We start from the raw sequence: 5,496 nt of genomic DNA on the forward strand, positions 1-5,496 counted from the left end.
ACAAACATTGAACGCTGAACTTGCTGTCGCCCTCTACTTCAGCGCCCCGACCTGCAACGTCTGCCACGCTCTCAAACCGAAACTTCTTGACGCCTTTGAAAAGAACTTCCCGCAGCTGCAGGTCATCTCCGTCGACATCTCCGAGACTCCGGAGATCGCCTCGCACTTCAGCGTCTTTACCATCCCGACCCTGCTGGTCTACCTCGACGGCAAAGAGTTTCTGCGAAAAAGCCGCCATATGAGTGTGGAGCAGGTAGTAGAAGAGATCAAACGCCCTTACGACATGATGACCTCGTGATTTTTAATATCCAAGCCTAAACCAAAGAGTGCCTGCTAGGGTATTAACGTGCAAAAGCGATTTTCATACTTAGTGGTTAAATGCACTAACATCAAGGATCTGTAAACCGCTATCGCTATCGGCGACAAATAGTGTATTTCCATCAGCTGATAATGTTGTATTGATTGCAGAACCCGATGTGTCGAAAGTGCTTAACACCTTCGGTGCTGTCGAGTTGCTTACATCAATAAAAGTGACACCACTACGTCCATTTGAGGCGAATACAATGTTATTGTTAACCAAAACACCAGAAAAACTGCCTATATTGAGACTTCCCAGCACGCTTGGCGACGTTACATCGGATAGATCGATGATGCTAAAAGAAGGATAGGAGCTGATGTATGCCACAGTCTCATTTTGTGAAAGCATAATGTCCATCATCCAGCCATTTCGGAATGTACCAATGACATATGGCAATGACGGATCAGATATATCGATGATCTGCAATCCGTATTCTCCATCGATCACAAAGGCATGCATGCCATCTGCCGACAGTTTAACCGATATCGCATAACCATAGCGTCCAAAATCTTTGATATTTCCGACCAAATGAGGAGTTGTTGCATTACTGACATCAATAATTTTCAATCCTTTGGAGCCATCTGCTATATAGACCATAGTGCCATCTGCAGAGAGTGTGATATCGTAAGCGTATCCGTCTGTATCATAGCTGCTAAGTAAAAATGGTTTGGCGGGGTCATTGACATCCACAATCTGCAGACCACTATACGTGTCTGCAATATAGAGAGTTGTTCCATCTGGTGACAACACTAGATTACGTGCAAAACTTGGCGTATTATACTGACCGGTGACACGCGGTGTTTTCGGATCAGAAACATCAACGACGAGTAAGCCCGAAGTGTTATCTGCAAGGTAGGCGATGGTACCATCCCGACTTAGCTTGACATTTAAAAGAATGCCTGAAGTGTTTATGGAACCAAGCAAAACAGCTTCATTGTTGACAGTGACATTAATATAATCAACACTTGAAACACCAGCATCATCTTGCACAACCAAAGAAAATGTATGACTGCCTGCTTGTAGCCCGTCTATAACGCATATCGGAGTCACGCCTTGACAGAGAACCGTATATCCTTTTTGCCATGTATATTTTACGATCTGCCCGTCGCTGTCATAACTCCCCGAACCGTCAAGCGTCAAACTCTCTCTGAAATTGATCGCTACATCTTCCCCGGCATTGGCGACTGGAGCATTGTTGTTGACATCAACGATGACTTGGTCGGAACGTTCAATCTGATCTTCGTCTGTAACGGTCAAATTAATGTGATGCTCTCCTGCACTCAGACCATGCACTGTACATAGTGGCTCACTTGATTGACAGATAGCGCTACCGTGCTCGGACCAGGTATAAGAAACAATTTTTCCATTGATATCATAACTCTCAGAACCGTTCAATGTTACAGGCATATTCGCATGAATAGCAAAGTCACTTCCCGCATCAGCAACCGGATAATAAAGAAGCTTATTGGCATCCATAAAAATATCTTCACCGTTGAAAAGTTTGTCTACTAAAGGCTCAAACGTTGTGTTGTAATCAAATACAAGTTTTTCCTTATCTAACGTCGGCATCCATTTTATGAGGTCGGTACTGTCGATCACTCCATCGCCGTTAACATCTTCAGCCACTAATCTTGGTGCCACTTTGTCCATACGTTCTTGTATGACTTCGGAAGTGTTAACGTCAAACATATCTTTGGTGACCTGATATACCAACTCCGTCAGAATATTCATTTTATAGGCACCGTCTTTAAGCATTTTTCCATTCATTACTGCATGTAATGCTCCGGTATTTTGCCTTGGTGTCGCATCGAGCTGACCGTCATCGTCGGCATCGATATCTTCACCGCCCTCAGCACGTAAAAGGTAGAGTTCATTATCGGCAAGCTCTGTTACCAATGTGTACGGGAATATGATGAGCCCCGCCGTGTGCAAGTCACTGCCTGAGGAGGTGGAACCGATAAAGAGAGGTGACAACTCTTTCGCATAGTCACTGATGCTGTAAAGTTCCAAATGGGCACTTCTTACAGGACCGAACATAAGCTGGTTGAGAAGAGGGATAATCTGGTAAACAAGTTTCCTATAAACAGTGCTACCGCTACTACTTACACTGCCTGTATATGAATTGATCGTAGTCCCATTCGATGTACTACTGTGTACTGTCGTTGTCATTGTCGTTACTTTGTCTTTAGTCACTTCAATTTTTGCTATATACCCCATGTCAAATGTTGCTGCATCAGTAATAGGGATATGCAGAATTTTATTTTCACCCTTGACTTTAATGATGACATAAACATCCTGCGGTGCTTTATCGTAGTAAAACCCTTTTGGAGAGACTCTGATCTTGTACGTACCCGGCTGCACCTCGTTTTCTGTAGCTATGTAAAAATGTTCTGTCGGACAGGCTTCATCTACGTTTTCATAGGCACCCGGTGCCGGGCCGTCAATGGTTAGGTCAAGGTCAAGAGACGCATCTTGCCAGAGCAGGTCAACGGTGATGATGCCATCTTGAAACTCAGGGGTCTCTGTAGGGTTCATTGTTGTCTTAATAACGGCAATACCTCGTTCACTACCGATATCTCCATCAAACATCACGGTTATTGGAAACGATTGGCTTGATGACACACCCAAAGGTTCCAGCAGTGTCAATAACTCTTGATTAATATTCTCAAAAGAGAAGCTTTCCCCAACAGCTAAATCTCTATCAAGTGGAACCGAAGCAACAAGATGCACACTCTGATCTTCCGGTAACTCCACATAGATGTTAAACACACCGCCTTGACTAAACGTCACCGTCTCTGCACTTGCTACCAATAAAGCATCGGAGTTGTTTTTAACACTTAAACCGCAAGGGGTTACATTTGCTTCTAACCGACCTCTAAAAAAATAGTTGACGAAACCGGCTGCGTTGGCGACGGCACGGGGGATGAGGATTTCACCGTTTTCTTGCACCACAGAAAAATCTCCGTCAAATACTGACGTAGGAGCTACTTCTTCATTCCTGTATATTAGTTCATTCAATGCATTAATAATATAGCTCTTTACCCGTATAGCACGTTTTTTCTGATCTAATCCATGTTTTATATACACTTTTTCCAGTGTTGGAGAGAGCCATTTGCTTTCTTCATAAGTGTCTATTTTTCTAGGATATGTTTGTGTAAAAATAGTGTCTTCACTAAAAAAATTCATCGAAGTGTAATAAGCTTCCGTTTTCATATAATCGGCGAATGTAGTTTGGGGGGCCATGTGATCTATCGTCGGCACTGGAATGCTTCCGGCAAGAGTATTGCCATTTATATAAAAGCCGGTATTTTGATTGTGATCATTCCCTCCTTTCATCCATATCTCTAACGGCTCGTAGTTGGGATGACCGTCATCTCTAACATGCGCAGGTACGTTCATATCATTCATCATATGCATGATATGCCCTACACTTACAAGCATCTTAGCCTGAAACTTCCGTCGTTCTATTCCGTTGGTCTCACTGAAGCCTTTTTTGAAGTACTCCATCGCATCTACATAGTCATACTTGTTTTTATTTCTATCGTATACCCAGTTTATTGCATCTGTCGGGTTTTCCATAGCAATTATCAAACGGTAAAAAAGCGGCAGCGGCAGCTTGCCAATAGCAATTTCATCGCACTTAAGGCTCTTACAGGAGCCTTGCACATTATAAAAGTGATTCCAAAAACGTCCATGAGCCTGATCTACCAAACCAGGCACCCAGCTATAATGCGGCCATTGGGCATCTTCTAGCATGGTTCCAGCTTCTATGAGGGATTGGTAATTGTAGTCGCTGAATGTTTGATTCAATTTCGACATTCCATTTGCTTCACCATCTTTAATATATTTAAAGTATGTCATCTCATAATCATCAAAAGTCTCATTCACATAATTTTGATTTTCAAGACTGACATCAGTGATAAATACGCTCAAATTAGGAGTATTTGTCAGCGCTGTTCTATCTATCGCTCTATGGGTATTTACTTCCCAAGCAAACAGATTAATGCTTATCAATAAAATTAAAAACATTTTTTTCATTGTATCTTCCTTACATTCTCATCGGATTGCATATACCATCATCTTTGGTGCTGTATGCTTTAAGATGCTCTACAACTTCAAATGTACCATTTGATATTTTTTCGATTTCAGTAAACATGCCTGTTTCACTTTTTTCGCTATGGATTCTTACATCTATGTCAATACCATTGTCATAAGCAACAAAATATAATCTTGTACTATATTTATTTTCATTTATGTCAAAATAGCACCACTCAACATTCTCATCCGCCCATTTGCAATTTTCCAGTGCATAAGGAAGATTCGGTATGTCCGCCAAAGATTTTGGTATCCCATTTTTAAGAATATAGTTGCTTATCGCTTCAGCCTGAGGCGTCATCACTTTGACATCTTCAGGATTAGGACCGCACTCTTTTTCAAAATATCCCATCAACAATCGATATACTAAATAAATGACTGCGATAGCAACCGGAGCATACACACCCATCTTTTTCAAAAACAAAAGAGTTTTCTTTTTAAGAGGTTCTTTTGTATCGAAACTCTTTATGGCTATAAATACCACCCCCGATATAAAGAGCAACACCATCACCATAATAAAAGCTATATAGATAATAAACATCATATTCGACTCCTAATAAAAAAAGCGGACAAACCAATAGCGTCCGGTGTTGACTTGCATATTAGCTATGTTCATCTCAAATCCGCCATCATACATCGTACCGTTCACATCGATATGGATCTTGACACTAGCATAACCTGAATCGTGATAGGTCTGCTCCCAGTTTGTAATCTTGCTATAGGTATCTGCCAGAAACTTTTGTGCTTCTGGGTTGCCATAGACATAGCCGATCATCCTTTCGTTATTCCCTAAAAGACGTTCAACTGTTTCTCGGTCATTATTGATAACAGCATCAACATACGTCTTAGCTATATCTATAGGTTGTGCTCCAAAAGGATCACTCTGGTTCCCATCCGCTTTAACATCCAACGAAAGCACAAAGTCGCCACTGCTGTATAGTGGGCCTTCAGTTGTACGAATGGTCACACGTGGTTTGTAGCGCCCTTCTTGAGTGTAGTTGACACTAAAGTTGCCATCGGTTGATGTTTCATCGATGATGCCG

At 41.8% G+C, this 5,496-nt stretch carries 4 protein-coding genes; 1 reads left to right on the forward strand and 3 read right to left on the reverse strand.

All coding sequences use genetic code 11. From position 1 onward, the window contains the following. Positions 1 to 298, forward strand: a 298-nt coding sequence (locus tag ABYK33_RS13480) for a thioredoxin family protein (protein ID WP_373033794.1), incomplete at its 5' end; no start/stop codon positions are given. 69 nt (positions 299 to 367) lie between these two features. Here ABYK33_RS13480 and ABYK33_RS13485 read toward each other — a convergent pair. From ABYK33_RS13485 to ABYK33_RS13495, 3 genes are all read right to left on the reverse strand, one after another. Further along, entirely contained in the window at positions 368 to 4,396 is a 4,029-nt protein-coding gene (locus ABYK33_RS13485) for a PKD domain-containing protein (RefSeq protein ID WP_373033795.1), read from the reverse strand. A gap of 10 nt (positions 4,397 to 4,406) precedes the next feature. Beyond that, positions 4,407 to 4,997, reverse strand: a complete 591-nt coding sequence (locus ABYK33_RS13490; protein WP_373033796.1) for a hypothetical protein — start codon at positions 4,995 to 4,997, stop codon at positions 4,407 to 4,409. 9 nt (positions 4,998 to 5,006) lie between these two features. After that, positions 5,007 to 5,496 (reverse strand): hypothetical protein (locus tag ABYK33_RS13495; RefSeq protein WP_373033797.1); only part of this gene is annotated, 490 nt, incomplete at its 5' end.

Origin of the sequence: Sulfurovum sp., from assembly GCF_041562805.1 — a bacterium.
Lineage (GTDB): Bacteria > Campylobacterota > Campylobacteria > Campylobacterales > Sulfurovaceae > Sulfurovum.

Bases quoted from the DNA above. Each gene is read 5' to 3' on its own strand.
- ABYK33_RS13485 (WP_373033795.1), bottom strand. From the start codon at position 4,396: ATGAAAAAAATGTTTTTAATTTTATTGATAAGCATTAATCTGTTTGCT.
- ABYK33_RS13490 (WP_373033796.1), bottom strand. From the start codon at position 4,997: ATGATGTTTATTATCTATATAGCTTTTATTATGGTGATGGTGTTGCTC.